We start from the raw sequence: 26,385 nt of genomic DNA on the forward strand, positions 1-26,385 counted from the left end.
AACTGTGAACAACGATATCACAGTTTTTTTATGGAAGGTTATGAAAATGGCGTGAACATTTTCATTTTGTTTCTGAAAAAATCTTGCGTACATTTCAAAGAGCACTAGAATTTTGAAAGGGAGAAATAAACTTGAAAACACGTGATGATATTCGCAACGTTGCTATTATTGCCCATGTTGACCATGGTAAAACAACGCTTGTTAACGAATTGCTTAAACAATCAAATACTTTAGACGATCATGCTCAAATCAGTGATCGTGCGATGGACTCTAACGATATTGAAAAAGAACGTGGAATTACCATTTTATCTAAAAATACTGCTGTTAAGTATAAAGATAAGCAAATCAATATTTTGGATACACCAGGACATGCCGACTTTGGGGGCGAAGTTGAACGTATCATGAAAATGGTTGATGGTGTTTTGTTAATCGTTGATGCTTTTGAAGGGACAATGCCACAAACGCGTTTTGTGTTAAAAAAGGCATTAGAACAACATTTAACACCAATTGTAATCATCAATAAAATCGACCGTCCAGGAGCTAGACCAGAAGAAGTTGTTGATGAAGTTTTAGATTTATTTATTGAATTAGGTGCAGATGAAGATCAATTAGATTTCCCCGTGATTTATGCTTCGGCTATGAATGGGACAACTTCTTTAGATCCAGATGTTGCTACACAAGCACACACAATGGATCCAATCTTTGATACAATTTTAGATGCTATTCCAGCTCCAATTGATAATTCAGAAGAACCATTGCAATTCCAAGTGGCAATGCTTGATTATAATGAGTTTGTGGGGCGTGTCGGAATCGGGCGCGTCTTTCGTGGAAGTGTTAAAGTCGGCGACAGCGTTACAGTTATGAAGCTTGATGGCTCTAAACAAAATTTCCGTGTAACTAAGTTATTTGGTTTCTTGGGCTTACAACGAATTGAAATTAATGAAGCTAAAGCTGGCGACTTAATCGCAGTTTCGGGGATGGATGATATTTTCGTTGGCGAAACCGTTTGTCCAGCTGATTCTCCAGAAGCTTTACCAGTTTTACGAATCGATCCACCAACCTTACAAATGACCTTTATGACTAATAACTCACCGTTTGTGGGTCGTGAAGGTGATCATGTGACTGCACGTAAGTTAGAAGATCGCTTGAAAGTACAATTGCACACTGATGTTTCTTTACGCGTTGAAGATACTGAATCTCCAGATGCTTGGATTGTTTCAGGCCGTGGAGAATTGCATTTATCAATTTTGATTGAAACCTTACGCCGTGAAGGTTTTGAATTAGCTGTATCTCGTCCAAAGGTTATTTATCGTGATATCGATGGAACATTATGTGAACCATTTGAAAATGTAGTAATCGATACACCTGATGAATACTCTGGTTCGGTAATTGACTCAATGGCACAACGCAAAGGTGAAATGGTTAACATGGAAACCGGAAATAACGGGCAAACACGTTTGACATTCTCTACTCCAACACGTGGCTTGATCGGTTATGATTCACAATTCTTATCCATGACACGTGGGTATGGTATCTTGAATCATACTTTTGCGGAATATAAACCAGTTATTAGAAATTGGGAACCAGGTCGTCGTAACGGTGCATTAGTATCTATCAACCAAGGTAAGGCTACGACGTATGCTATCATGGGTGTTGAAGGTCGTGGGACAATCTTTGTTGATCCAGGTACTGAAGTTTATGAGGGGATGATTGTGGGACAATCTTCACGTGAACGTGATATTTCAGTTAATGTTACTAAAGGTAAGAACATGACAAACGTTCGCTCTGCGACTAAAGATCAAACCGCAACGATTAAAAAGCCAACTCATTTGACTCTTGAAGAATCATTAGAATTCCTAAATGAAGATGAATTGTTAGAAATCACACCAGAAACAATTCGCTTACGCAAACGTACACTTGATACTAATATGCGTGAAAAAGAAGCTAAAAAGGCTAAAAAAGCAACGCAAGATTAAGAAGAGAAACTAGCTAGATAGTATTATTTAGCTAGTTTTTTTGTGTATTAGATTTTAAATGTTCGTTAATTAGAATCAAAATGAGATTTATTTTTGTTTTTATATTGCTTTTTGCAAGTTTTATCAGGATAATAAAAAAGAGTTTTCCCTTAAAAAGGAACCGATAACACACAACAATGAAAGAAAAATCTATGTTATAATTGATGGTAGTCATGAAAGGAGAAAGAAAATGGGAGAAGCTGTTACAAAAAAAGAGGCACTTGCTGTTTTAGAACAAAGTGCTTGTGCAATTCGCCAACTTATTAGCAATCAAAGGTCGACTCTTTGTTTGACAGGTTGTCCAGCTTTTGAAGAAGTTGCGGATACAAGGTTGTTTGGCTTTGCTTGTGAAGTTAAATTTGCGGTGGCTTGTGATTTGATTTCATATCAAGAAGGACAACAGCTAATCCGCAAATTGGAGGACGAATTGGAAGAAATTAAGAAACAAGCTTTCAAAGACTCTGAAAATATCGAATAAGTATTATGATGAAAACTTTACGAAAAAAAATGAGCTTTTTTGATTACTACCTGTTTATTCCATATTTATTATTATCTATTATTGGAACTGTGATGGTTTATTCGGCTAGTTCAATCAGTCAGTTGTATTTAGGCGGAGGATTTGATAGTTATCTATTAAAACAATTACTTTTTACTGTTTTAGGTGTGATTGTCTTTTTTATAGTCAGCTATCTTAATCAACGTATTTGGGCTAATATAATGGTTGTAGAATTTGGTTATGTTGTTTTAATTGGATTATTGATATACGCTTTAGTATTTGGAACGGCTGTTAATGGTGCTAAAGGCTGGATTAATCTAGGGGCTTTTAGTATTCAACCTGCAGAATTATGTAAGGTTTATATTGCTATTTATGTGGCATGGTTTTGTGGTATGCGTCAAAAAATCGTCAATCAAGATATTATTCCAACAAAGATAAACTTCTTAACTAGACCATATATTTTAGCTCTTATGATGATAATAATGTTGGGATTGATTTTAAAAGCGCCTGATACTGGTGGTTTTTTGATCAATTTCATGATTTTATTTATGATTTTATTGGCTGCTAGCAATTCACTAAAAATCGTTTTAGGTGGTTTAGTGGGGTTGCCAATTGCTTATAGTATATTATTGATAATATTGGCTAAAACAAAGCTTGGCACTCTTATGCCAGGATATGCTTATGGACGTATTTTGTCTTTTTTTGATCCTTTCAAGTATGCAACCGAAACTGGTAAACAAGTAGTCAACTCTTATTATGCAATCAGTAATGGTGGGCTATTAGGACAAGGAATTGGGAATAGTATTCAAAAAAGAGGTTATCTACCAGAAGCTCACACCGATTTTATTTTGGCAATTATTTCAGAAGAGTTAGGTGCGATTGGTGTGACAGTTGTATTGGTGTTATTATGTTGGATTATCATGCGCATCTTTTTGATAGGAATTCGTTCAAAAACAATATTTAATGCGTTGTTTTGTTATGGGATTGGAACTTTCTTTTTAATAGAAACCTTGTTAAATGTCGGCGCTGTTTGTGGCTTAGTACCTGTTACTGGTGTTACGCTACCATTTATTTCTTATGGTGGTTCTAGTATGTTGGTATTGTCGGCGGCTTTGGGAATGGTTGTTAATATTTCGATAAAACAAAAAAGAAAGCTAGAATTTGATGTGTTAGAAAAGAAACGTAAAAAATCAAGTTAAAAACTACATTGATTTTTAGAAAGTGGTGTATAGGAATTGAAGAAAATCTTAATTGCTAATCGTGGAGAAATTGCAATCCGTATAATTCGTGCATGTCATGAATTGAAATTAAAAACAGTAGCAGTTTATGCTAAAGAAGATGAATATGGTGTTCATCGTTTTAAGGCTGATGAAGCATATTTGATTGGAGAAGGTAAAAAACCAACTGATGCTTATTTAGATATGGATGCAATCATTGCAGTTGCTCAAAAGACAGGAGCTGATGCAATTCATCCAGGCTATGGTTTTTTATCAGAAAATGAAGAATTTGCTCAAAAATGTTTAGATGCTGGAATTATTTTTGTGGGTCCAAACGTTGAACATTTAGCTGTTTTTGGTGATAAGATTCAAGCTAAAGAAGCAGCAATTAAGGCAGGATTAAAAACAATTCCTGGTACAACAGATCCAGTTACTTCAATTACTGAAGTTCGTGAATTTGCTAAAGAACATGGGTATCCTATTATGGTTAAGGCGGCTTTGGGCGGCGGTGGCCGTGGGATGCGAATCGTGCACAATCCTAATCAACTAGAAGAAAGCTATAATCGTGCACGTAGCGAAGCAATGCAGTCGTTTGGTGACGATGAATTGTATGTAGAAAAATACTTGGAGAATCCAAAACATATTGAAGTTCAAATTTTAGCTGATAAGCATGGTAATGTTTTACATTTGTTTGAACGTGATTGCTCAGTTCAACGGAGACATCAAAAAGTTATTGAAATTGCACCAAGTATCTCGCTTGATGAACAAAGACGAAATGAAATTTGTCAAGCTGCAGTACGTTTAATGCAAAGTGTTAATTATTATAATGCCGGGACAGTTGAGTTTTTAGTGACGGCCGATGACTTTTATTTCATTGAAGTCAATCCGCGAGTACAAGTTGAACATACAATTACGGAAATGATTACAGATATTGATATTGTCCAAAGTCAAATTCAAATTGCAGCGGGTAAAGATTTGTTTGCTGACTTACATTTACCTAAGCAAGAACAATTAAGCTATCATGGAACTGCTTTGCAATGCCGAATCACAACTGAAGATCCGGAAAATAACTTTATGCCAGATACCGGAAAGATTGAAACTTATCGTTCTCCTGGTGGATTTGGCGTACGCTTAGATGGTGGAAATGCGTATGCTGGTGCAGTTGTTACGCCGTTTTTTGATTCTTTATTAGTTAAAGCTTGTGTTCAAGCTAGATCATTTACCGAAGCGGTTGCTAAAATGGATCGTGTTTTACGTGAATTTAAGATCCTAGGTGTAAAAACTAATATTGATTTCATGCGCAACGTTTTGAATCATCCAGTTTTTGCTAGTGGACAAGCACATACAACCTTTATTGATAATACACCTGAGTTATTTGAGATGAAACGTCAACAAAATACGGCAAACATGTTGCTTAAATACATTGCAGATGTAACGGTTAATGGTTTTCCTGGAGCTAAGAAACATCCAAAAGTTTATGCGCCAGACATTAAATTATCTGAAGGTTTGCATGAATATTCCAACGGTGAAAATGCTAAACAAATTTTAGATACAAAAGGTGCTTTAGCAACGATGGAATGGGTCAAAGCACAAAAAGAAGTTCTTTTGACAGACACAACAATGCGTGATGCACATCAAAGCTTGTTTGCAACACGTATGCGTACTAAAGATATGGAACCTGTCATTAAATACTATGATCGTATTATGCCAAATGTCTTTTCTGCTGAGGTTTGGGGCGGGGCAACCTTTGATGTGGCTTATCGCTTCTTAAATGAAGATCCATGGCAACGATTGAAGTTAATGCGCAAAAATATGCCACATACAATGTTGCAGATGCTATTTAGAGGTTCAAATGCTGTAGGATATAAAAACTATCCTGATAATGTCTTGCAAGAATTTATCAAGCAAAGTGCCCAAGACGGCATTGATGTCTTTAGAATCTTTGATAGTTTAAATTGGGTTAAACAAATGGAAAAAAGTATCCAATTTGTCCGTGATACTGGAAAGATTGCTGAAGGAACGATGTGTTATACGGGTGATATTTTAGATCCAAATGCGCATAAATATGATATTGCATATTACGTTAACTTAGCTAAAGATTTAGTGTCTGCTGGTTCGCAAATGATTGGAATCAAAGATATGGCAGGTTTGTTAAAACCACAAGCAGCTTATGAATTGATTAGTGCATTAAAAGAACAAATCGATGTACCATTACACTTGCATACACATGATACAACTGGCAATGGGATTGCAACTTATATTCAAGCAACTAAAGCAGGGGTAGATATTGTTGATGTAGCTTCAAGTGCTTTATCTGGTACGACTAGTCAACCAAGTATTAGTAGCTTGTATTACGCATTAGCTGGTGATAAGCGTCAACCAAAATTAGATATTGATAACGTTGAAACGCTCAATCGTTACTGGAGCGGCATTAAACCATTTTATCAAGATTTCATGAATGGTATGACTTCACCACAAACAGATATTTATCAAACAGGAATGCCGGGTGGACAGTATTCTAATTTGCAACAACAAGCTAAGGCTTTAGGGATTACTGATTTTGAATTGGTGAAAGCTAAGTATCGCGAAGTTAATGAGCTTTTAGGTGATATCGTTAAGGTTACTCCAAGTTCTAAAGTTGTCGGCGATTTTGCTATCTTCATGATTCAAAATGATTTGGACAAAGATAACGTTTTGCAACGTGGTAAGTTATTAGACTTCCCGGAATCTGTTGTCGCATTTTTTGCCGGTGATTTAGGACAGCCTGTGGGTGGTTTTCCAATAGATTTACAAAAGGTAGTTTTAAAAGATAAAAAGCCAATCACCGTTCGTCCTGGTAGTTTAGCAACGCCAATTGATTTTGAGCATGAGACTCAAGTATTAGCAGAAAAGTTACGGCGTACTCCAAGTAAAGAAGAAGTTTTGAGTTACATTTTGTATCCTGAAGTATTCATGGGATATGAAGAAACTTCAGAAAAATTTGGCTTGATGCATATTTTGGATACTCCAACCTTCTACCAAGGAATGCGTCCAGGAGAAACATTGCATGTTAAGGCTTCTGAAGGCAAATCGATGATTGTTCGGTTAGAGTCTATTTCAGATGCTGATGATGATGGTAACCGCAGTTTATTCTTCTCATTAAATGGACAAACTTTAGCGATTGTAACGCATGATAAGAGCAAAAAAGCTAAAGGACGAAAGGTTCCAAAAGCAGAACCGACAAATCGTAATCATATTGGAGCAACCTTGAGCGGTTCTGTATTAGAGATGTTAGTTCAAAAAAATCAAATTGTTCAAAAGGGTGAAGCTTTGGTGGTAACTGAGGCTATGAAGATGGAAACAACCATTAAAGCACCATTTGATGGTAAAGTAACACATATTTACGTCAAAAATGGTGATTTGCTAGAAAGTCAAGATTTATTGTTAGAATTAGAACCTGTTAAAAACTAGTTTCGGAGGGTATATGAAGCGCGCGTTTTGGCAATTTTGGGGGATATTTTTGTTAGTTTTGCTAACTAGTTATTTATTTACGGCGCTAGAACAACAAAACAGCCCACAAGTTAAACAAACAAAACACGATATAACACAAGTTAAATTAACCTCACCTAAGATTGATAAGATTAAAACAACAGAATTAGCTCAATATGTGGGAATGTCTAGTCGGCATTTTCAAGAAAAATTTGGGCAGCCTACCCTAACTTATCAGACGGCTGAAAATATGCAATGGTGGTTGTATAATTTTGATTCACAAGATTATTTAAGAGTCGGAATTGATAATTATACTAATCAAATTAGCTCGCTTTTTATTGTAGGTGAAAGGCAAGACATTGCACCATTTAGTATGGGGATGAGTTTTAAACAGCTTTTGAAGTTGAGTACTTTTTATGCTAATTTTGAAATAACAGCAAATGAACAAAAATTTCAATTAGAGTTATCAGAATCGGATATGAACACACATCCATTGATTGCTTTTGCAAATAATAGCTATGCAATTTGTTATCTAGAGCCAAAAACAAAGAAGTTATATGCATTAGAATATCTCAACGCAACTGAATTGTTACGTAAAGGATTTTATACTGTTTTATCTAAAACACCTTTACCAGTAGAATTTGGTGGTCAAGTAACCTGGGATGATTTATCCAAAGCAGTACCAGAAGATTTTTGGCAAACATTGAATGTAAAGACAGCTCTGGCTAAAAAGCAGTCATTAATTAAAGATGAGCAGTTGACTGATTTAGCAATGAAGACTATGACAACGTTAAAGCAAACACCTAAAGCTTTCTTGAATAAGAAACAGCAAAAAGCACTTCAAAATATGCAAAATGATGAATTTTCGCAAGTAACTAAGATAGATATATCTGATGATTCTGATTTTAACAAAAAAATGCTGACGGATTTTAAAGAAGATGTTGCTTTAAATATCTATGTGTTAGGTCCAGTTTTTTCAGCTCAAGATTTATTTACAGATAGTACTTTTTATGCAAGTACAAAAGAGTTTTTAAATGCTAAAAGGCTAGGAATTGCTTATGATAAAGGGCTTTTAGTGGTTGTGACTGGTCAGTGAGGTTTAAAAAGTGAGGTGGATGTTGATGGAATTTGAGATTAAACAACGCCAAAGTATTATTGTTTATTTGCAACATTTAAAGCAAAGCAAGCAACTTAGAAAGTATGGTAGTATTCAATATGTTTCTAGAAAGATGAAGTATGCTGTTTTGTATTTGGATAAAGAAGATGTTGCACAAACGGTAGCAAAACTAGAACAACTACGCTTTGTAAAGCAAGTATTACTTTCACCACGAGCGGAGTTAAGAGAAAAATATACTGCTGAATTATATCGATTGACAGATGAAGATCGAGATAAAATCAAGAGATAAAGAGTGATGAAAAAATGAGAATTGTTGCAGGTGAATATGGCGGTCGCAAGCTAAAGGCAGTTCCAGGAATGAAAACTAGACCAACTACAGATAAGGTTAAAGAAGCAATGTTTAACATTATGGGACCTTATTTTGCAGGGGGTGTGGCCTTAGATTTATTTGCTGGTAGTGGAGGTTTGAGTATTGAAGCGGTTTCAAGAGGTGTTGAGCATGCTTATCTAGTAGATCGACAATATCAAGCAATTAAAACAATTAAAGAAAATATTGAGGTTACTAAACAACCGGAACGATTTACTGTTTTAAAAGCGGATGCGCAAAGAATCCTATCTCAGTTTAGTGAACAGGGGCTACACTTTGATTATATTTTTTTAGATCCACCGTATAAACAACAACAAATCCTTGCATTATTAGGGCAAATGGTTCAAAAACAATTATTAGCGACAGATGCCATTATTGTTTGTGAGACAGATCAAGAAGCTAAACTTCCAGATCAATTACCGGGTTTTGAATGTTTTAGACAAGCAGATTATGGCATTACAAGATTAACTTTTTATCGTTATCAAAAATGAATTTTTTAAATTAAAGCAAGAAAGGAAATGCTATATTAATAGCAAAAAGCAAGTATGAAAGCAATTTTTCCGGGAAGTTTTGATCCAATAACAAATGGACATTTGGATTTAATTAAAAGAGCTAGCTTGATGTTTGATGAAGTAATAGTGGCTTTATTGACTAATAGTAGTAAACAAGGCTTCTTTACACTGGAAGAAAAGATAATTCTAACTAAAAAAGCAGTCGCAGATATTAAAAATGTTTCTGTTATTAGTGCAAAAGATGAATTGACAGTTGAAGTGGCTAAACGTTTGCATGCAGATGTGATGATAAGAGGTGTACGTAGTGTCAAGGATTTTGAATATGAACAAGAAATAGCTTTGATTAATAAACAACTAGCACCAGAAATTGAGACGGTTTTGTTGTTAGCTAATCCACAATACAGTGTAGTTTCTTCTAGTATGATTAAAGAAATCGCCAAATTCGGCGGAACAATAGAAAATTTTGTTTGTTCAGAAGTACAACAAGCTTTATTAAGAAAGTGGGCTGAGAAAGATTAAGACAAAAAAGTTCGTTGTTTTACTGAGTTTGTTAGCATTAGTGGTGGCTTTTTTCGCTTGTCCGTTGCCGTATTATGTTGAATATCCAGGCGCTGCCAAAAACGTTGCAGATTACGTTAAAGTTGATGGTAAAACGAGTCAAGCAAAAGGGAAATTAATGTTAGTTTATGTTAATATGATGCAGGCCACACCATTTATGTTATTAAAAGGATGGATTACACCGTTTTATGATATTGAGACAAAAAGTGAATCTTTGGGGACAAACACTATCAAAGAATACGATGCTATGGAACAATATTATATGCAAGATGCGGTTAATCAGGCGCAATATGTAGCATTAAATTTGGCACATCAACCAGTTACAGAAAAGTTTTATGGACTAGGTGTTATTACAACAACAAAAAACTCTGATTTTAAAGGTAAGTTACAACCAGGAGATTTAATTACTAAATTAGATGGTAAAAGTTATCCAACTCTAGAAACTTTTATGCAAGCACTGAAACAAAAAGACATAACAAAACCGGTGACACTGACGGTTTTGCGACAAAAAAAGACATTACAAATTACTGGTAAACTACAAAAAATTAACTCTAAGCAAAATGGCTTAGGAATTACAATGATGCAACAAGTGCAGATTCAAACTCCTAAAAAAATTGAAGCTAATATGCAAGATATTGGGGGACCTTCTGCAGGTTTGATGTTAACGTTGCAATTATATGAACAATTAGCACAAAAAGATTTGACAAAAGGGCGTAAAATTGCAGGGACTGGGACAATTGCTCAGGATGGACATGTAGGTGATATTGGCGGAATTGATAAAAAAGTTGTAGCAAGTGCTAAGTCAGGAGCAACAGTCTTTTTTGCACCTAATAATCCTGTATCTAAAGCGCAAAAAAAGGCTGATCCAGCAGCTTTAACTAATTATCAAGAAGCTAAAAGAGCGGCATCTAAAATCAAAACTAACATGAAGATAGTCCCGGTGAGAAATATCCAAGATGCTTTGAAATATTTAGAAAATAACGATTAGAAAGACTGTTCGTGAAAAAAGGAACAGTCTTTTTTGCGTATTTAAAGATGGTGCAAATAACAGGAGGTGAGCAGATTGGAAAGATTACAAGAATTTTTCCAAGAAAATAAATTTAAAATTATCATAATAGGTGTTTGTGCTGTTATTTTGTTGGGATTTGGTATTTTTAAAATTAGTATGCAACCTAAGCAAACTACACAACTAGATATGCAAAGCACAGTCAGTCAAAGTAGTATTTCACAAATTAATAGCCAAGCATCTAGTACAACTACAAAGTGGGTTTATGTTGATATTAAAGGGCAAGTCAATCATCCTGGAGTTTATAAACTAGCTAGCAGTGCGCGAGTTAATGATGTAATTAAACAAGCGGGTGGGGTAACCAAGCAAGCAGATTGTCAACAAGTTAATTTAGCGTGTAAATTATTTGATCAGATGTTAATTTATATTCCAAGTATAGGCGAAGAACCAACGATTGCAAGCCCGGCATTAATCTCACAAGAAAATCAACTGCAACAAGCAACGACGCAAGCAACAACTACAAATGAACAAGCAACAGCTCAAGAACCAACAGCAGATTCTGATAAGATTAATCTTAATACTGCAACTAAAGAACAACTTGAACAATTAACTGGAATTGGTGATAAAAAAGCCGATTTAATCTTACAATATCGTAGTGAACATGGAAGTTTTAAGTCAATCGATGAAATTAAAAATGTTTCAGGAATTGGTGATAAGACATTTGAAGCGATTAGTGGCCAATTAACGGTGTAATATAACAGATGAATTATGTTATACTCATAACTAGAAATGATTTTATGAGTAATGACGAGGTGGAAAAGATGGGAAAACAAAGAGTTCCTTGGAACCAATATTTTATGTCACAAGCAGTTTTATTATCAATGCGCAGTACATGTACACGCTTGGCAGTAGGTGCAATCTTAGTGCGCGATAAGCGTGTGATTGCGGGTGGTTATAATGGTTCTGTTTCTGGAGATGTGCATTGTATTGATGAAGGTTGTTATGTCGTAGAAAATCATTGTGTTAGAACGATTCATGCCGAGATGAATGCTATCTTACAGTGTGCTAAATTTGGAGTGGCAACAGATGGAGCAGAAATCTATGTGACAGATTTTCCATGTTTACAGTGTACAAAAATGTTATTACAAGCAGGGATTAGTAAGATTTATTATTTACGTAATTACAATAATGATCCTTATGCAATTTCGTTATTAAAGTTAAAAAATGTTCAAGTTGAACAAGTTAAGATTGACCCAGAATTTTTACAAGCGATAGTCGCTGGCGATATTTTTAATTCGACTGGTAAGTAATTTACGCGTCAATATTTGCTGTTTTTTACGGCTATCGCGTTGTTGGGGTTGGGCTATGTTAAATTATCTTTTTCATGGCTTGCATTAGTAGTTCTTGTAATTATTTGGGTACGCATTTTAGCGACCCAAAATAAAAAGATTGTTATCAGTATTGGAATATTAAGTTTTATTTTATTTGGTTATTTAACATTATGGCAAAATAATATAACAAAAAAATCCATTAATGAAGCAACAGAAATGAAAAGCCAACATTTATTGCTTTATCCAGATAATTGCGAAGTTAGTGGTAATTTATTGAAACTACAAGGTAAGTGGTTTGAAGGTAGACAAGAAGTAACTGCTTATTATACGCTAGAAAGTCAGGCACAACAGCAATATTGGCAAGCTAATCAAAAAACTAAAATTTTAACATTTGATGGTGAACTACAAGCAATTAATGGACCAACTAATGAAAATCAATTTGATTATCAACGCTTTATCTTAACCAAAAATATTGTCAATTCATTTCAAATCAGTCAACTGCAGCTCACTGATAATTTAAATGTACTTAAGTGGCACCAAAAATTTTTGGCTAGAATTCATGATTTACGCAAATCTTGGCTATTGAAACTAGATCATTGTAAACAACCTTTAGGATGGTTTGGGCAAGTCTTGTTGTTGGGGTATCAAAGTGATGATTTTCAAACAATTAGCGATAATATTTCACAACTCGGTTTATTATATTTGTTTTCTCTATCAGGGATGCATGTCTTTTATTTAGTTGCAGGTATCAAAAAACTTTTTAGCTGGTTACATCTTACTAAAGAAACAACTAATAAAGTATTATTATTGATATTACCGTTATATGCAATTTTAGGCGGAGGAGCTTTAAGTTTAACACGTTCTTTGGCTATGTCTTGGTTAAAGCTTTTTAGTGATTGCCTTAATTTAAGACAGTTACGTTTGAATACAACAGAAGCTTGGTCAATTGTGTTAATAATGAATCTTTTTTTAACGCCTGCAGCTATTTTTGCTTTGGGGGCACAATTAAGTTATTTATTGACGTTTATTTTAGTTGTTAATCGTCCTAAAAATGCGGTACTAACAGGTATTAAGATGAGTGCTTATAGCATTCCTTTGATGTTGTGGCATACCTTTGAGTGGAATATTTGGACTACATTATTGTCTATTTTGATTAATCCTTTGTTTGAATGGCTGATTTTACCGAGTGTTTTGCTTGGAATTTTTTGTTGGCCTATACAATTTATTTGTAATTATTTTTTAAAAGGATTAGTAGCAGTACTAGCGTTTTTAGCTAAATTAAAAGGAATGCTAATTTTTGGTAAACCAAGTTTATTTTTTGTGCTTGTTTTTTTAGGAATAACGTTTCTTTGTGAAAATAAAAAGCATCTTAAGACTAAGCTAACTTTGTTGATACTAGCCTATGTAAATTCATTTATTATTATTCACTGTCCGTTAGAAAGTGAAGTCGTATATTTTGATATTGGTCAAGGTGATAGCACGCTGATTCGAGATGCATTGAATCGGCAGGTTGTCTTGATTGATACTGGTGGACAATTAAATTTTAATACTGAAAAATGGCAAGAAAGAGTAACACAAACTAAAGGACAAACGATAATTGCGAATTATTTATTAAGTAAAGGTTTAGATCATATTGATGTCTTGTATTTAACGCATCAAGATACAGATCATGTAGGTAATTTTGCTAGTTTAAGTCAAAGTATTAAAATAAATAAAATTGCGGTACCTGCGGGGATGGAGAAATTAGCTAGTTTTCAAGTGCGTCTTAAACAGTCAATAAATAAAATGAGTGATGTAAGTCCATGTTTTGTAGGATATCAAGACCATTTAGCCAATGATTATCAGTTATTGCATCCATTTACTACCGGAGAAGGAAAAAATGAAGATTCGCTAGTTTTATATCGCAATATAAATGGAGTGCATTTTATTTTTACAGGAGATTTAGATCAAGCCAATGAACGTAAAATTTTAACAACATATCCACAATTAAAAGTTGATGTCTTAAAAACGGGACATCATGGAAGTAAAACTGCTACAGCTCCAGAGTTTGTAGCTGGTATTGGACCGCCTAAATTAGCAATTATTTCGGCAGGGAAAAATAATCGTTACGGTCATCCAAATGAAGAAACTTTGGAAACTTTAAGTACTTATCATGTGCCGTATTTGCTAACAGCCGATGTGGGAATGATTAAGTTAATTCCTAAAGATGCAACATTAAGTATTAAAACCTATGCAAGAGGAGCGTTTTATGATCAAAGCACAACAACTAATCGCTGATTTAAAAGCCAAGCGCAGTTTGGCAAATGTGTATTTAATTTTAGGGCAAGAACAATATTTAGCACGTCAAATCAAGCGTTTATTAATCAAAATGATTCCAAAAGATGAACAAGAGTTAAATATCGGTCAATATGATATGCAAGAAACACCGATTACACAAGCTTTAGATGATGCGATTTCAATTCCTTTTTTTGGACAAAAGCGCTTAGTCTTTATTGAAAATCCTTATTTTTTAACTGGAGAAAGCAAAAAGAATAAAGTAGAACACGATTTAGAGTTGTTAAACAATTATTTACTTGCACCAGAAAGTTCAACAACCTTGATTATTTTTGCTCCTTATGAAAAATTAGATAAGCGCAAAAAAGTTGTAAAAACACTTTTGAAAACGGCGTTAGTAGTGGAAAATGAACCTTTAAATGAACGCGAGCTAAAAAGCTATGTAAATAAATATTTACAAGGGATAAGCTTTACAATTCAACCATTGGCTTTAGATCTATTAATTGCGCGAACAAATGCAAATTTACCTCTTATTATGAGTGAGCTTAATAAAGTAATGTTGGCTAAAAAAGATGACAAAACGATAGATGTGACTACTGTAGAACAGATGGTGGCTATTTCTTTAGAACAAGACATTTTTGCTTTAGGAGATTTGGTGTTGAAGCACCAGGTAACAGATGCATTTAAACTATATAAAGATCTTTTGTTACAAAAAAAAGAGCCGTTAAAGTTAAATGCTTTATTAGTTAGTCAATTCCGCTTATTGTTGCAAGTTAAAATTTTACAGCAACAAGGATATCTGCAAGGCGATATCGTCAAGTTATTAAAAGTTCATCCTTATCGCGTTCAATTGGCTACAAAAACAATTATGCGATTTTCTCTTGGTAATTTACAAAATGCTTTTTTGGGATTAATCAAGGCAGAAGAAAAGCTAAAATCAACTAATCAAGCTCCTGAATTAATTTTTCAGATGTTTTTATTTGAATACTGTCAAAACTAAATAATTAAAAAGCGTATGAATAACTGAAGGAGTTAAGTTCATACGCTTTTTTATGGAAATAAAAAAACCAGGGAATCCCTGGTTAAAAATTATTTAGCTAAACGAGCAGCCATACGTGATTTATCACGAGCAGCTTTGTTAGCTTTGATTAAACCTTTTGAATGAGCTTTATCAACTGCAGAAACTGCTAACTTGTAAAGTTCTTCTACGTTATCTGCACCAGCAGTCTTAGCTTTTTCAAATTTTTTGATTGCTGTACGCATTTGGCTCAATTGAGCAGAGTTGCGAGCATTTGCTTTTTCACTTGTTTTAACACGTTCGATTGCGGATTTAATAATTGGCATGAAATTCACCTCCAACTTGGATGATTCCGTAATTCGGTATCACTGAATTTTTCAACATAAATCATTATACAAGAGCTAGCACAACAATGCAATAAAAAAATGCGTTTAATGTCAAGAAAATTTCCTTGACATAGATTTGAATACAAAAAAGACTTGCTTTTTAAGCCAATCTCTAGTAAATTATAGGAGTACGTATTAGCCGTACTAGACCTCTAACTTAGTTTGACGACAACACCGACGACTTACTCGGTTTGAGGCAACATTTATATGAAAGGTGGAAATACAATGGCTATTTCAAACGAAAAGAAAAACGAAATCATGAAGAAGTATGCTCGTCATGAAGGCGACACAGGTTCTGCAGAAGTTCAAATCGCAGTTTTAACAGCTGACATCAACGAACTTAACGAACATATTCGTACACACAAGAAAGACTTCGCTTCAAGACGCGGTTTGATGAAAAAAATCGGTCATCGTCGTAACTTGTTAGCATACTTGCGTAAGACAGATGTTCAACGTTATCGTGAATTAATCAAGAGCTTAGGCTTACGTCGTTAATTTTATTTCAAGCAAGGCTATTTGGCCTTGCTTTTTTAATATTTGAAAATTGTAACCGTTTTTTTAACGAAAAAGGTGTATACTTATTATTAAATGAACAAAATTGTAAAGAAGTTAAGATTCGGTGGAGGTAGTACTGATGAAAAATGTGTTTAAATTGGATATTTCAGGAAGAACATTACAAGTTGAAATTGGTGAAGTTGCAAAGCAAGCTAACGGGGCAGCACTTTTACGATATGGTGAAACAACGGTGTTAGCTGCTGCGGTTGGGAAAAAGGAAGCCGGTGAAGGGGATTTTTTCCCGTTAACGATTAATTACAATGAAAAAATGTATGCTGCTGGTAAGATGCCTGGTGGTTTTATTAAGCGTGAAGCTAAACCAAGTGAACATGCAACATTGACAGCACGTTTGATTGATCGTCCAATTAGGCCACTATTTCCTGAAGATTATCGCAACGAAGTTCAGATTACTAACACCGTTTTAAGTATTGAGCCAGATTGCTCACCAGAAATGACAGCTTTATTAGCTTCATCTATTGCTTTGTGTATTTCAGATATTCCGTTTTGTGGACCTGTGGCGGCTGTTAAGGTTGGTCGAGTAGATGGGAAATTAATTATTAATCCTACACCGCAACAAGAAGAACTTAGTGATATGGATTTGACGGTTGCCGGAACTAAAGAAAATATCAACATGGTAGAGTCAGGGGCAAAAGAAGTTAGCGAAGATGAAATTTTAGATGGTTTGATGTTTGCGCATGAAGAAATCAAACGAATTTGTGCGTTTGAAGAAAAAATTATTGCTCAGATAGGTAAAGCTAAGATGTCATACGATGTTTTACCACAAAATGAAGAATTACAAGCAGAAATTTATGATAAAGGTTATCAAGCTTTACGTGAAGCAATAACGACTTTTGATAAGTTACAACGTGATGCAAATATTGAACAAGCCAAGGCTGATTTAGTGGCTTTTTATGAGGAAAAATTTGCTCAAGCAGAAGATTATGATGAAAAAATGGCTGAGGTTGTTCAATTAATTGATGATTTAGAAAAGCAAACTGTAAGAACTTTAATTACTAAAGAAGATATTAGACCAGATGGACGTAAAATTGATGAAATTCGGCCTTTAGACGCACAGATTGATTTCTTACCACGTGTCCATGGATCGGGGTTATTTACACGTGGACAAACACAGGTGTTATCTGTTTTAACGTTAGCTACCTTAGGTGAAGGACAGACAATAGATGGCCTAGGCAAAGAAGAAACCAAGCATTTCATGCATCAATACAATTTCCCACAATTTAGTGTAGGTGAAACTGGTCGTTCAGGTGCACCTGGTAGACGTGAAATTGGACATGGGGCTTTGGGCGAAAGAGCCTTAAAGGCAGTGATTCCAAGTGAAGAACAATTCCCATATACAATTAGATTAGTAGCTGAAGTTTTGGAATCAAATGGTTCGTCTTCACAAGCAAGTATTTGTGCAGGAACATTAGCTTTGATGGCAGGTGGTGTTCCGATTAAAGCGCCTGTTGCTGGAATTGCAATGGGCTTGGTTAAAGAAGGACAAGACTATACTATCTTGACAGATATTCAAGGAATTGAAGATCATTTAGGCGATATGGACTTTAAGGTAGCTGGAACAAGAAAAGGTATTACAGCTTTACAGATGGATATTAAAGTTGATGGTGTAACCAGAGAAATCCTTGCGCAAGCTTTGGCTCAGGCTAAAAAAGCACGTTTCCAAATCTTAGATGTAATTGAAAACACAATTGCTCAACCAAGATTGCAACTTTCTGAATATGCACCAAAGATTGAATCGTTACAAATTAAAAAAGATCAAATTAAGATTGTTATCGGTAAAGGTGGCGACACAATCAATAAAATTATTGATGAAACTGGTGTAAAGATTGATATTGATGAGGAAGGTTTAGTCCAAATTGCATCTAATGATCAAGCGATGATTACACGTGCTAAAGAAATCATCGAAGAATTGACACGTGAAGCTAAAGTTGGAGATATTTATCAAGCTAAGGTAACAAGAATTGAAAAATTTGGAGCATTTGTTGAACTTTTCAAAGGAACAGAAGCCTTGGTTCATATTTCGCAATTAGCTGCTAAACGTGTAGAAAAAGTTGAAGATGTAGTTAAACTTGGTGATGTTTTAGAAGTTAAGGTAACTGAAATTGATTCACAAGGGCGCATCAACGCTTCACATAAAATTTTGTTACCTAAAGAAGATGATACCGAAGAAAGCAAGCAAGAAAAAAGAACACAAAATGGTAAAGCAGCAGGATACAAAAAAAGGGCAAATTCTAAATTTACAATTGAGCAAAAAAGTAAGTAAATAATTATACTTGCATATAAAAGTTGAATCATAGTAAAATCAAGCGTAATAGTATCACTGTATGGTATAATTAATTTTCAAGAGAAGAAGGGTTTTTTGTATGAATGAATATCGTGTAGCTGTCGTAGGTGCAACTGGTGCAGTTGGAACAAGAATGATTCAAATGTTGGAACAATCGAGTTTACCGATTGCAAGTGTTAAATTTTTAGCATCTAAACGCTCGGCAGGTAAAGTTTTGTCCTTTAAAGATCAAGATGTTGTAGTAGAGGAATTAGTGCCAGAATCATTTACAGATATCGATTTGGCATTGTTTTCTGCTGGTGGTGGGATTTCTAAGAAATTTGCACCTGAAGCGATTAAACGAGGAGCAGTAGTGGTTGACAATACTAGTGCTTTTAGAATGGATAAAGATGTTCCTTTGGTTGTGCCAGAAGTAAACGAACACGATTTATACAAACATCAAGGGTTAATTGCCAATCCAAATTGCTCAACGATTCAAATGATGGTAGCTTTAGAACCATTACGTAAAGTATATGGATTGAAAAAAATTGTTGTAACCACCCTTCAAGCGGTTTCTGGTGCAGGAAATCGTGCAATTGAAGAACTGATGACACAAACTAAAGATGTTTTAGACAAAAAAAGTTGTAAAGCAGAGGTTTTGCCTGTTGCTAGTGATCAAAAACATTATCAAATTGCTTTTAATCCACTACCTCAGATTGATGTCTTTGAAGATGATGGTTATACACATGAAGAATGGAAAATGATTAATGAAACTAAAAAGATTATGGGCGATCAATCCTTGCAGGTAACAGCAACATGTATTCGTGTTCCTGTTGCAATTGGGCATAGTGAATCAGTGTGGTTTGAGTTGGAAAAACCAGGAGCAAATGTAGCAAAAATTAAAGGAATCTTAGCTAAAGCCCCAGGGGTTGTTTTACAAGATGATCCAGCTAACCAAGTTTACCCACAACCAATTATGGCTGCAGGTAAAAAAGAAACGTTTGTGGGACGTATTCGATGTGATCAAGAACAAGAAAATGCCTTCCATTTGTATTGTGTAGCGGATAACTTATTAAAAGGTGCTGCTTGGAATTCTGTACAGATTGCAGAGCGTCTTCATGCTTTGGATTTATTAGCTGTACCTAAAAACTAAGTGAGGTTAAAATGATGGATTTAAAAAATGCGCAAATTATGACAGCGATGGTAACACCATTTACACAAGATGGCAGTCAAGTGAGTGTTCAACGTTTAGAAAAGTTAATCGAACATTTGTTGCAAACAGGAACACAAGCTATTTTGGCGTGTGGTACGACTGGTGAAGCACCAACTTTGACTGTAGCTGAAAAATTTACCGTTATCAGAGAGTGTGCACGTATTATTGATAAACGTGTTCCATTAATAGTGGGAACAGGCTCAAATAATACAGCTCAAACAATTGAATATACGAATCAAGTAGCCCAAATTCCTGGTGTCGATGCGGCATTGGTAGTTGTTCCTTATTACAATAAGCCTAATCAAGCAGGAATGTTAGCACATTTTACGGCTGTTGCGGATGCCACTAAGTTGCCTATTTTGATTTACAATATTCCTGGTAGAACAGGTGTAACGATGGAAGTAGAAACGATTAGTCAATTGGCTAAACATCCTAATATCATTGGTATTAAAGATTGTACAGGTAATGTCAATTTAGCTAAGATTATTGCCCAAACCCCAGCTGATTTTTTAGTGTACACGGGTGAAGATGAAAATACATTAGTAGCAAAAACATTAGGGGCAACAGGAGTTATTTCTGTGGCTAGTCATATCTATGGTCAAGAAATGCAACAAATGTATCAAGCGATTGATCAAGGAAATGTAAAAAAAGCAGCCACATTAATGTGTGACTTGACGCCTAAAGTTGAAGCATTGTTTAGTTTACCATCACCAGGCCCTATTAAGGCAGCTTTAAACCATCAAGGAATTCAGGTTGGAGGCTTGCGCTTGCCATTACTTGCACTAGATGAAAAACAAGAAGTAGCTTTATTTAAGCAATTAGAAATTTAACAGACCGAGGTGAAAGTATGAGTAAAATAAAAATCGTTTCACTAGGTGGCATACGTGAAAATGCTAAAAACATGTATGTCGTTGAAGTGGACGATGATATTTTTATTTTTGATTGTGGGTTAAAGTACCCAGAAAATGAATTGTTGGGGATAGATGTAGTTATCCCTGATTTTGAATATTTAAGACAAAATGCTCGCCGAATTGTGGGTGTGTTTTTAACACACGGACACGCCGATGCAATTGGAGCTTTACCGTATTTTGTTAGCGAATTTGATGTGCCAGTTTTTGGCTCGGAGTTGACGATTGCCTTAGCTAAGATTGCCTGTGAAAATGAAGATGACGCACGTAAATTTAAAGATTTTCATGTTATCAATGCACAAACTGAAATTGATTTTCAAACTGCGAGTGTATCATTTTTTAAAACAACACATTCGATCCCTGATTCATTAGGAATTGTTTTGAAAACAAAGCATGGTGATATTGTTTATACTGGTGATTTTAAATTTGATCAAACAGCTGCTAAAGGATATCAAACGGATTTAGCGCGCTTAGCAGAAATTGGTAAAGAAGGTGTTTTAGCTTTACTTAGCGATTCTGCTAATGCGGAAAACCCTAAAGAAGTTGTTAATGAACGCGTGATTTATGAGTTTATTAATGAAACTTTTGAATATCACAAAGGGCGTATTGTTGTTGCTTGTGTTGCTTCAAATATTTTGCGTTTACAACAAATTTTGAATGCAGCAGCGACACAAGGGCGTAAGGTAGCTTTAACAGGCCATGATGCCGAAAAAATTGTACGAACAGCAATGAAATTAAAAAAATTACACTTACCAACTAAAGATTTGTTGATTCGGATTGAAGATGTTTCAAAATACGATGACGAAAAAGTTGTTGTTTTAGAGACTGGTCGCTCAGGAGAACCACTCAAGTCATTGCAAAAAATGGCACAAGCTAAGCATAAGTTTATTAATTTCCATGAAGGAGATTTAGTTTTTATCACGACCACGCCTTCACATGCAATGGAAACCAATGTGGCTAAGACAAGAAATATGATTTATCGAACAGGTGCAGACGTACGTGCAATTTCTGATAAGTTTGCTTCTTCAGGTCATGCTAGTCGTAATGATTTACAACTATTATTTAACCTATTGAAACCACGTTATTTGTTCCCTGTACAAGGCGAGTATCGCTTGTTAGCAGCCAGTGCAGATTGCGCACAAGAAGTTGGGATTTTACCGCAAAACATTTTCTTATTGAAAAAAGGCGATGTGGCTGAATATGAACGGGGTAAGATGCTAGTTGCTTCTAGTGTAACTGTAGGCGATACAATGATTGATGGTAGCGGAGTTGGTGACATCGGAAATATTGTCTTGCGAGATCGTAAAATTTTATCTGAAGATGGTATTTTCATTGCAGTTGTAACGATTGACCGACGTAAAAAGAAAATTGTTGCAACACCTAAAATCACTTCTAGAGGCTTTGTTTACATCAAGAGCAGTAAAGATTTGATGCTTGAAAGTGAAGAGATTGTTACAAAAGTTGTCCAAAATAATCTTGACAACAAAGAGTTTGACTGGGGTCACTTGAAACAAGATATCAAAGAACAGTTGACTCATTACCTATATGAGCAAACAAAGCGTCATCCAGTTATTTTACCGGTAATTATGGAAATTAATCAAAACAACGGTAACGGTGCCAAATATAAGAAGAAAACAACAACACCTAAAAAGGTAAAGGAAGATAAATAATAAATACGACAAGCCTAGGCTTGTCGTATTTATTAGTGATTAAAAAATATGGAAAATAACGAATTATTTCAGCAAGCGCAAGATTATATTACAAATAAACAATATCAACGCGCACAGTTTTGTTTAGAACAACTTTATTTACAACAAAAAAACTTTCGCAATAACTATTATTTGGTATGTAATTTAAACAAGCTAGCACAGCATCAACAAGCTTATCAGATTGCACAGGAATACTTACCACAGTATCTAGAAGATGATGAACTGTTATTATTTTATTTAAATTTGGGATTTAAGGCTAAGCAAATTATTGCCTTAGAACAATTAATGCTAGCTATACGTGATATTTTAAATGATAAGATCAACTTGTTTTGGCAAGAACAATTAGCTAAGTATCAATTGGACAATCAAATTGATTTGGCGCGTATAAAAAAAGACTTTAAATACTTAGGGAGTTTACGGCCATTTGAGCAGCGTGGAGTTTTAATGCAAGCCTATCAGCTTACTGGCGAAGACTTTGTGGAAATTAGTCGAATGTTGTTATTAGACAGTGATGTTCATCAATTAATCAAAGTTCAAATTTTAGAAGATTTAGCAAAATTAGGAGTAACTGAAATTAATTATCGAAATATTTGGCAAGAAACGATAACAGTTAATTTACATGAGCTTAAATCTGTAGAACAAACAGATCAATATTTATATTATCAGACAAAATTTTTTGATGACTCAATGCGTTTACAAGAGATTTATTTGAAATTAACATTGTTATATCCAGATTTTTCAAAAATAGATGATTATAGTACATGGCAACATGTTTTGCTTAATGATCAACAAGTTGCACAACTATCAAATTCTTTGCAAAAGGTAGCGCAAGCACTAGAAGAGCAACTGACAGCTTGGATTTGTTAAAAATTAACCAAAAAATTTTATTAATTTTAATTTTAGTATTTACAAACACGGCTCTCATATATATAATAATTCAAGGATTCTACTTCAAAGGGCGATTAAAAGAGCAAAATTGCTTGGATTTCTGCCGGAGAAGTAGTATAATAAAAATTAAAGGATTATCGGCAAATTATTGCAGATTGTCTTTGCAAAATTACAGGAGGTTCGTATTAATGGCAAAAGAACATTACGAAAGAACAAAACCCCATGTTAACATTGGTACAATTGGCCACGTTGACCATGGTAAAACAACTTTAACAGCAGCAATCACAACAGTATTAGCTGAAAAAGGTTTGGCAGAAGCTTCTGATTACGCTTCTATCGATGCTGCTCCAGAAGAACGTGAACGTGGTATTACAATCAACACAGCTCACGTTGAATATGAAACAGAAAAACGTCACTACGCTCATATCGATGCTCCAGGACATGCTGATTACGTTAAGAACATGATTACTGGTGCTGCTCAAATGGATGGTGCTATCTTAGTTGTTGCTGCAACTGATGGTCCTATGCCACAAACACGTGAACACATCTTACTTGCTCGCCAAGTTGGTGTTGAATACTTGATCGTATTCTTGAACAAGTGTGACTTAGTTGACGATGAAGAATTGTTAGACTTAGTTGAAATGGAAGTTCGTGACTTATTAAGCGAATATGAATTCCCTGGCGATGACATTCCTGTTATCCGTGGTTCTGCTTTGAAAGCTCTTGAAGGCGATGCAGATGCAAAAGCTGTTATCTTAGAGTTAATGGATACAGTTGATGAATACATCCCAACTCCAGAACGTCCTACAGACAAGCCATTCTTGATGCCTGTTGAAGACGTGTTCACAATTACTGGTCGTGGTACAGTTGCTTCTGGTCGTATCGACCGTGGTATCGTTAAAGTTGGTGACGAAGTTGAAATCGTTGGTTTACATGATGATATCGTTAAGACAACTGTTACTGGTGTTGAAATGTTCCGTAAGACACTTGATCAAGGTGAAGCTGGCGATAACATTGGTGCTTTACTTCGTGGTGTTGACCGTAACCAAATCGAACGTGGTCAAGTTTTGGCTAAACCAGGTTCAATTCAAACACACAAGAAATTCAAAGGTGAAGTTTACGTTTTAACTAAAGAAGAAGGTGGCCGTCATACACCATTCTTCTCAAACTACCGCCCACAATTCTACTTCCATACAACAGACGTTACAGGTGTCATTGAATTACCTGAAGGTGTAGAAATGGTTATGCCTGGTGATAACGTAACATTTACTGTTGAATTGATCGCTCCAGTTGCTATCGAAAAAGGTCTTAAGTTCACAGTTCGTGAAGGTGGCCGTACAGTTGGTGCTGGTGTCGTTTCTGAAATCGACGACTAATATTAACGTTAATGGTTTAAAGGTCCGAGTGTTACTCGGACCTTTTTGTTTAATATAACAGTAAAAAATAGCCTAGAATTACTAAAAAAACTGAAGAATTTATGTTAAAAAAGGTTTTTTAAGTGATAAACATTTACTTTTTGGGAATTCTAAGGTACACTAATTGAGTATGCAATAGAATATTTATTGTACAAATTTTTCGCTCGGAGGGAAAATAATGTCTGTAAAATGGGAAAAACAAGAAGGTACAAATAATGGTAAATTAACATTTGAAATTGCACCTGAAAAAATCAAGGAAGGTTTAGATAAAGCATTTACACGTGTGAAGAAGTCCTTAAACGTTCCTGGATTCCGTAAAGGTAAAGTACCTCGTCAAATCTTTAACAAAATGTATGGTGAAGAAGCTTTATACCAAGAAGCTTTGAATGTCATCTTACCAGAAGTATACTCACAAGCTGTGCAAGAAGCAGGTATCAAGCCAGTAGATCAACCAGAAATCGATGTTGAATCAATGGAAAAAGGCCAAGCTTGGGTTATTGTTGCAGATGTGACAGTTGAACCAGAAGTTCAATTGGGTCAATACAAAGATTTAGAAGTTACACCACGTCCAACACGTGTATTGAAGGGTGATATCGATGCAGAATTAGAAAACCGTCGTCAACAACAAGCTGAACTTGTTTTGAAAGAAGATCAAGCAGCAGAAAACGGTGATACAGTTGTTATCGATTATGAAGGTAAAGTTGACGGTGTAGCTTTTGATGGTGGTAAAGCTGAAAATTACTCCTTAGAATTAGGTTCTGGTCAATTCATCCCAGGTTTTGAAGATCAATTAGTAGGTCACAAAGCTGGTGAAGAAGTCGAAGTTAAGGTAACCTTCCCCGAAGAATACCATGCAAAAGATTTAGCAGGTAAAGAAGCAATCTTTACAACAAAGATTCATGAAGTAAAAGCAAAACAATTACCTGAATTAGATGATGAATTTGCTAAAGATATTGATGAAGATGTTGAAACTTTAGAAGAATTAAAGGCTAAGATTAAAGAAGAAATCAAAGCCAAAAAAGTTGAAGCAGCTAATGCAGCTATCCAAGATGAAGCTTTAGAATTAGCAGTTGAAAACGCAACAATCGGTGAAATTCCTAGTGCAATGATTCATGAAGATGTTCATCGTCAAATGAACCAATATTTATCTGGAATGCAACAACAAGGTATCAGCCCAGATATGTACTATAAATTAACCGGTACAACTGAAGCTGACTTGCATAAACAATTTGAAGAAGGCTCTGAAAAACGTGTCAAGACTAACCTTGTTTTAGAAGCTATCGTAGCTGCTGAAAACTTAGAAATTTCTGACGAAGAAGTTGCTAAAGAAATTAAACAATTAGCTGAACAATACGGTATGGAAGAAGACGTGGTTCGTCAAGCATTGTCTGTTGACATGCTTAAGCACGATATTGCAATCAAGAAAGTTGTTGACATGATTGCAGGTTCTGCTAAACAAACTCGTAAAGCTGACGATGCTGAATAATTTAGCAGCGCTATTAAGATTTTAATAAGAAAAGCAAGCAGTGCTAGATCGCCGCAGTGTTGATTTGGCACTGCTTGTCTAATATTATGCATTTGAGCATAACTGTTAGCTTTTCAAATCGAAGTTTGGTAGAATTAAAGTAATTATTATGCAAGGGTGATTTTT

General features: G+C 35.0%; 22 protein-coding genes. 21 read left to right on the plus strand and 1 reads right to left on the minus strand.

The window, feature by feature from the left end; translation table 11 throughout:
- Nucleotides 1-131 precede the first annotated feature (131 nt).
- The 13 genes from typA (at nucleotide 132) to holA (ending at nucleotide 15,361) form a co-directional block, all read left to right on the plus strand.
- On the plus strand, nucleotides 132-1,976 hold the full coding sequence (gene typA / locus QM017_RS03850; RefSeq protein ID WP_178197284.1) for a translational GTPase TypA: 1,845 nt from the start codon (nucleotides 132-134) through the stop codon (nucleotides 1,974-1,976).
- 229 nt (nucleotides 1,977-2,205) lie between these two features.
- Nucleotides 2,206-2,493, plus strand: a complete 288-nt coding sequence (locus tag QM017_RS03855; RefSeq protein WP_178197286.1) for a DUF1507 family protein — start codon at nucleotides 2,206-2,208, stop codon at nucleotides 2,491-2,493.
- Between the two features lie 8 nt (nucleotides 2,494-2,501).
- Entirely contained in the window at nucleotides 2,502-3,710 is a 1,209-nt protein-coding gene (locus tag QM017_RS03860) for an FtsW/RodA/SpoVE family cell cycle protein (protein WP_349238467.1), read from the plus strand.
- A 36-nt stretch (nucleotides 3,711-3,746) separates the two neighbouring features.
- The gene (locus tag QM017_RS03865; RefSeq protein ID WP_178197290.1) at nucleotides 3,747-7,178 is read left to right on the plus strand and encodes a pyruvate carboxylase; all 3,432 of its coding nucleotides are present in this window, start codon (nucleotides 3,747-3,749) and stop codon (nucleotides 7,176-7,178) included.
- 13 nt (nucleotides 7,179-7,191) lie between these two features.
- On the plus strand, nucleotides 7,192-8,292 hold the full coding sequence (locus tag QM017_RS03870) for a CAP-associated domain-containing protein (RefSeq protein WP_178197291.1): 1,101 nt from the start codon (nucleotides 7,192-7,194) through the stop codon (nucleotides 8,290-8,292).
- Between the two features lie 25 nt (nucleotides 8,293-8,317).
- A complete protein-coding gene (locus QM017_RS03875) occupies nucleotides 8,318-8,602 on the plus strand; it encodes a YlbG family protein (protein ID WP_178197293.1) in 285 nt (94 codons plus the stop codon).
- Nucleotides 8,603-8,616: 14 nt separating this feature from the next.
- A complete protein-coding gene (gene rsmD, locus QM017_RS03880) occupies nucleotides 8,617-9,171 on the plus strand; it encodes a 16S rRNA (guanine(966)-N(2))-methyltransferase RsmD (RefSeq protein ID WP_282708915.1) in 555 nt (184 codons plus the stop codon).
- A 54-nt stretch (nucleotides 9,172-9,225) separates the two neighbouring features.
- On the plus strand, nucleotides 9,226-9,711 hold the full coding sequence (gene coaD, locus QM017_RS03885) for a pantetheine-phosphate adenylyltransferase (RefSeq protein WP_282708916.1): 486 nt from the start codon (nucleotides 9,226-9,228) through the stop codon (nucleotides 9,709-9,711).
- Nucleotides 9,707-10,738, plus strand: coding sequence for a SepM family pheromone-processing serine protease (locus tag QM017_RS03890; protein WP_282709557.1), 1,032 nt, complete (start codon nucleotides 9,707-9,709; stop codon nucleotides 10,736-10,738). The genes coaD and QM017_RS03890 overlap by 5 nt, the downstream gene beginning before the upstream one ends.
- Nucleotides 10,739-10,813: 75 nt before the next feature.
- Nucleotides 10,814-11,509 carry a helix-hairpin-helix domain-containing protein gene (locus QM017_RS03895; protein WP_178197301.1) on the plus strand — a complete coding sequence of 232 codons (696 nt, stop codon included), beginning with the start codon at nucleotides 10,814-10,816 and terminating at the stop codon, nucleotides 11,507-11,509.
- A 68-nt stretch (nucleotides 11,510-11,577) separates the two neighbouring features.
- Nucleotides 11,578-12,066 carry a ComE operon protein 2 gene (locus QM017_RS03900; protein WP_282708917.1) on the plus strand — a complete coding sequence of 163 codons (489 nt, stop codon included), beginning with the start codon at nucleotides 11,578-11,580 and terminating at the stop codon, nucleotides 12,064-12,066.
- Between the two features lie 48 nt (nucleotides 12,067-12,114).
- Entirely contained in the window at nucleotides 12,115-14,364 is a 2,250-nt protein-coding gene (locus tag QM017_RS03905) for a DNA internalization-related competence protein ComEC/Rec2 (RefSeq protein ID WP_282708918.1), read from the plus strand.
- Complete coding sequence (holA, locus tag QM017_RS03910) at nucleotides 14,336-15,361, plus strand: DNA polymerase III subunit delta (protein ID WP_178197308.1); 1,026 nt, start codon at nucleotides 14,336-14,338, stop codon at nucleotides 15,359-15,361. Before QM017_RS03905 ends, holA begins: the two co-directional genes overlap by 29 nt.
- 89 nt (nucleotides 15,362-15,450) lie before the next feature.
- Here holA and rpsT read toward each other — a convergent pair whose 3' ends face one another.
- Nucleotides 15,451-15,705: a 30S ribosomal protein S20 gene (gene rpsT / locus QM017_RS03915; protein ID WP_178197310.1), complete on the minus strand. Its 255-nt coding sequence runs from the start codon at nucleotides 15,703-15,705 to the stop codon at nucleotides 15,451-15,453.
- Nucleotides 15,706-15,990: 285 nt separating this feature from the next.
- On the opposite strand from rpsT, the gene rpsO reads away from it, so the two are divergent.
- From rpsO to tig, 8 genes are all read left to right on the plus strand, one after another.
- Nucleotides 15,991-16,260 (plus strand): 30S ribosomal protein S15, encoded by a 270-nt coding sequence (rpsO, locus tag QM017_RS03920; protein ID WP_178197313.1) that lies wholly within the window; start codon nucleotides 15,991-15,993, stop codon nucleotides 16,258-16,260.
- Nucleotides 16,261-16,399: 139 nt separating this feature from the next.
- Nucleotides 16,400-18,601: a polyribonucleotide nucleotidyltransferase gene (pnp, locus tag QM017_RS03925; RefSeq protein WP_282708919.1), complete on the plus strand. Its 2,202-nt coding sequence runs from the start codon at nucleotides 16,400-16,402 to the stop codon at nucleotides 18,599-18,601.
- A gap of 100 nt (nucleotides 18,602-18,701) precedes the next feature.
- Entirely contained in the window at nucleotides 18,702-19,754 is a 1,053-nt protein-coding gene (locus QM017_RS03930) for an aspartate-semialdehyde dehydrogenase (protein ID WP_282708920.1), read from the plus strand.
- Between the two features lie 14 nt (nucleotides 19,755-19,768).
- Nucleotides 19,769-20,644, plus strand: coding sequence for a 4-hydroxy-tetrahydrodipicolinate synthase (gene dapA / locus QM017_RS03935; RefSeq protein WP_178197401.1), 876 nt, complete (start codon nucleotides 19,769-19,771; stop codon nucleotides 20,642-20,644).
- Between the two features lie 17 nt (nucleotides 20,645-20,661).
- Entirely contained in the window at nucleotides 20,662-22,392 is a 1,731-nt protein-coding gene (locus tag QM017_RS03940; RefSeq protein WP_282708923.1) for a ribonuclease J, read from the plus strand.
- A 48-nt stretch (nucleotides 22,393-22,440) separates the two neighbouring features.
- Nucleotides 22,441-23,298 carry a hypothetical protein gene (locus QM017_RS03945; RefSeq protein ID WP_282708925.1) on the plus strand — a complete coding sequence of 286 codons (858 nt, stop codon included), beginning with the start codon at nucleotides 22,441-22,443 and terminating at the stop codon, nucleotides 23,296-23,298.
- 209 nt (nucleotides 23,299-23,507) lie between these two features.
- Nucleotides 23,508-24,695 carry an elongation factor Tu gene (gene tuf, locus QM017_RS03950; RefSeq protein ID WP_178197324.1) on the plus strand — a complete coding sequence of 396 codons (1,188 nt, stop codon included), beginning with the start codon at nucleotides 23,508-23,510 and terminating at the stop codon, nucleotides 24,693-24,695.
- A gap of 217 nt (nucleotides 24,696-24,912) precedes the next feature.
- On the plus strand, nucleotides 24,913-26,220 hold the full coding sequence (gene tig / locus QM017_RS03955) for a trigger factor (protein WP_282708928.1): 1,308 nt from the start codon (nucleotides 24,913-24,915) through the stop codon (nucleotides 26,218-26,220).
- Nucleotides 26,221-26,385 lie beyond the last annotated feature (165 nt).

Origin of the sequence: Ligilactobacillus sp. Marseille-Q7487, from assembly GCF_949152225.1 — a bacterium.
Taxonomy (GTDB): Bacteria; Bacillota; Bacilli; order Lactobacillales; family Lactobacillaceae; genus Ligilactobacillus.

Excerpts from the sequence above, each read along its gene's own strand:
- QM017_RS03855 (WP_178197286.1), top strand. The coding sequence starts at position 2,206 with ATGGGAGAAGCTGTTACAAAAAAAGAGGCACTTGCTGTTTTAGAACAA.
- QM017_RS03860 (WP_349238467.1), top strand. The coding sequence starts at position 2,502 with ATGAAAACTTTACGAAAAAAAATGAGCTTTTTTGATTACTACCTGTTT.
- QM017_RS03870 (WP_178197291.1), top strand. The coding sequence starts at position 7,192 with ATGAAGCGCGCGTTTTGGCAATTTTGGGGGATATTTTTGTTAGTTTTG.
- QM017_RS03875 (WP_178197293.1), top strand. The coding sequence starts at position 8,318 with ATGGAATTTGAGATTAAACAACGCCAAAGTATTATTGTTTATTTGCAA.
- rsmD (WP_282708915.1), top strand. The coding sequence starts at position 8,617 with ATGAGAATTGTTGCAGGTGAATATGGCGGTCGCAAGCTAAAGGCAGTT.
- coaD (WP_282708916.1), top strand. The coding sequence starts at position 9,226 with ATGAAAGCAATTTTTCCGGGAAGTTTTGATCCAATAACAAATGGACAT.
- QM017_RS03900 (WP_282708917.1), top strand. The coding sequence starts at position 11,578 with ATGGGAAAACAAAGAGTTCCTTGGAACCAATATTTTATGTCACAAGCA.
- holA (WP_178197308.1), top strand. The coding sequence starts at position 14,336 with ATGATCAAAGCACAACAACTAATCGCTGATTTAAAAGCCAAGCGCAGT.
- rpsT (WP_178197310.1), bottom strand. The coding sequence starts at position 15,705 with ATGCCAATTATTAAATCCGCAATCGAACGTGTTAAAACAAGTGAAAAA.
- rpsO (WP_178197313.1), top strand. The coding sequence starts at position 15,991 with ATGGCTATTTCAAACGAAAAGAAAAACGAAATCATGAAGAAGTATGCT.
- pnp (WP_282708919.1), top strand. The coding sequence starts at position 16,400 with ATGAAAAATGTGTTTAAATTGGATATTTCAGGAAGAACATTACAAGTT.
- QM017_RS03930 (WP_282708920.1), top strand. The coding sequence starts at position 18,702 with ATGAATGAATATCGTGTAGCTGTCGTAGGTGCAACTGGTGCAGTTGGA.
- dapA (WP_178197401.1), top strand. The coding sequence starts at position 19,769 with ATGGATTTAAAAAATGCGCAAATTATGACAGCGATGGTAACACCATTT.
- QM017_RS03940 (WP_282708923.1), top strand. The coding sequence starts at position 20,662 with ATGAGTAAAATAAAAATCGTTTCACTAGGTGGCATACGTGAAAATGCT.
- QM017_RS03945 (WP_282708925.1), top strand. The coding sequence starts at position 22,441 with ATGGAAAATAACGAATTATTTCAGCAAGCGCAAGATTATATTACAAAT.
- tuf (WP_178197324.1), top strand. The coding sequence starts at position 23,508 with ATGGCAAAAGAACATTACGAAAGAACAAAACCCCATGTTAACATTGGT.
- tig (WP_282708928.1), top strand. The coding sequence starts at position 24,913 with ATGTCTGTAAAATGGGAAAAACAAGAAGGTACAAATAATGGTAAATTA.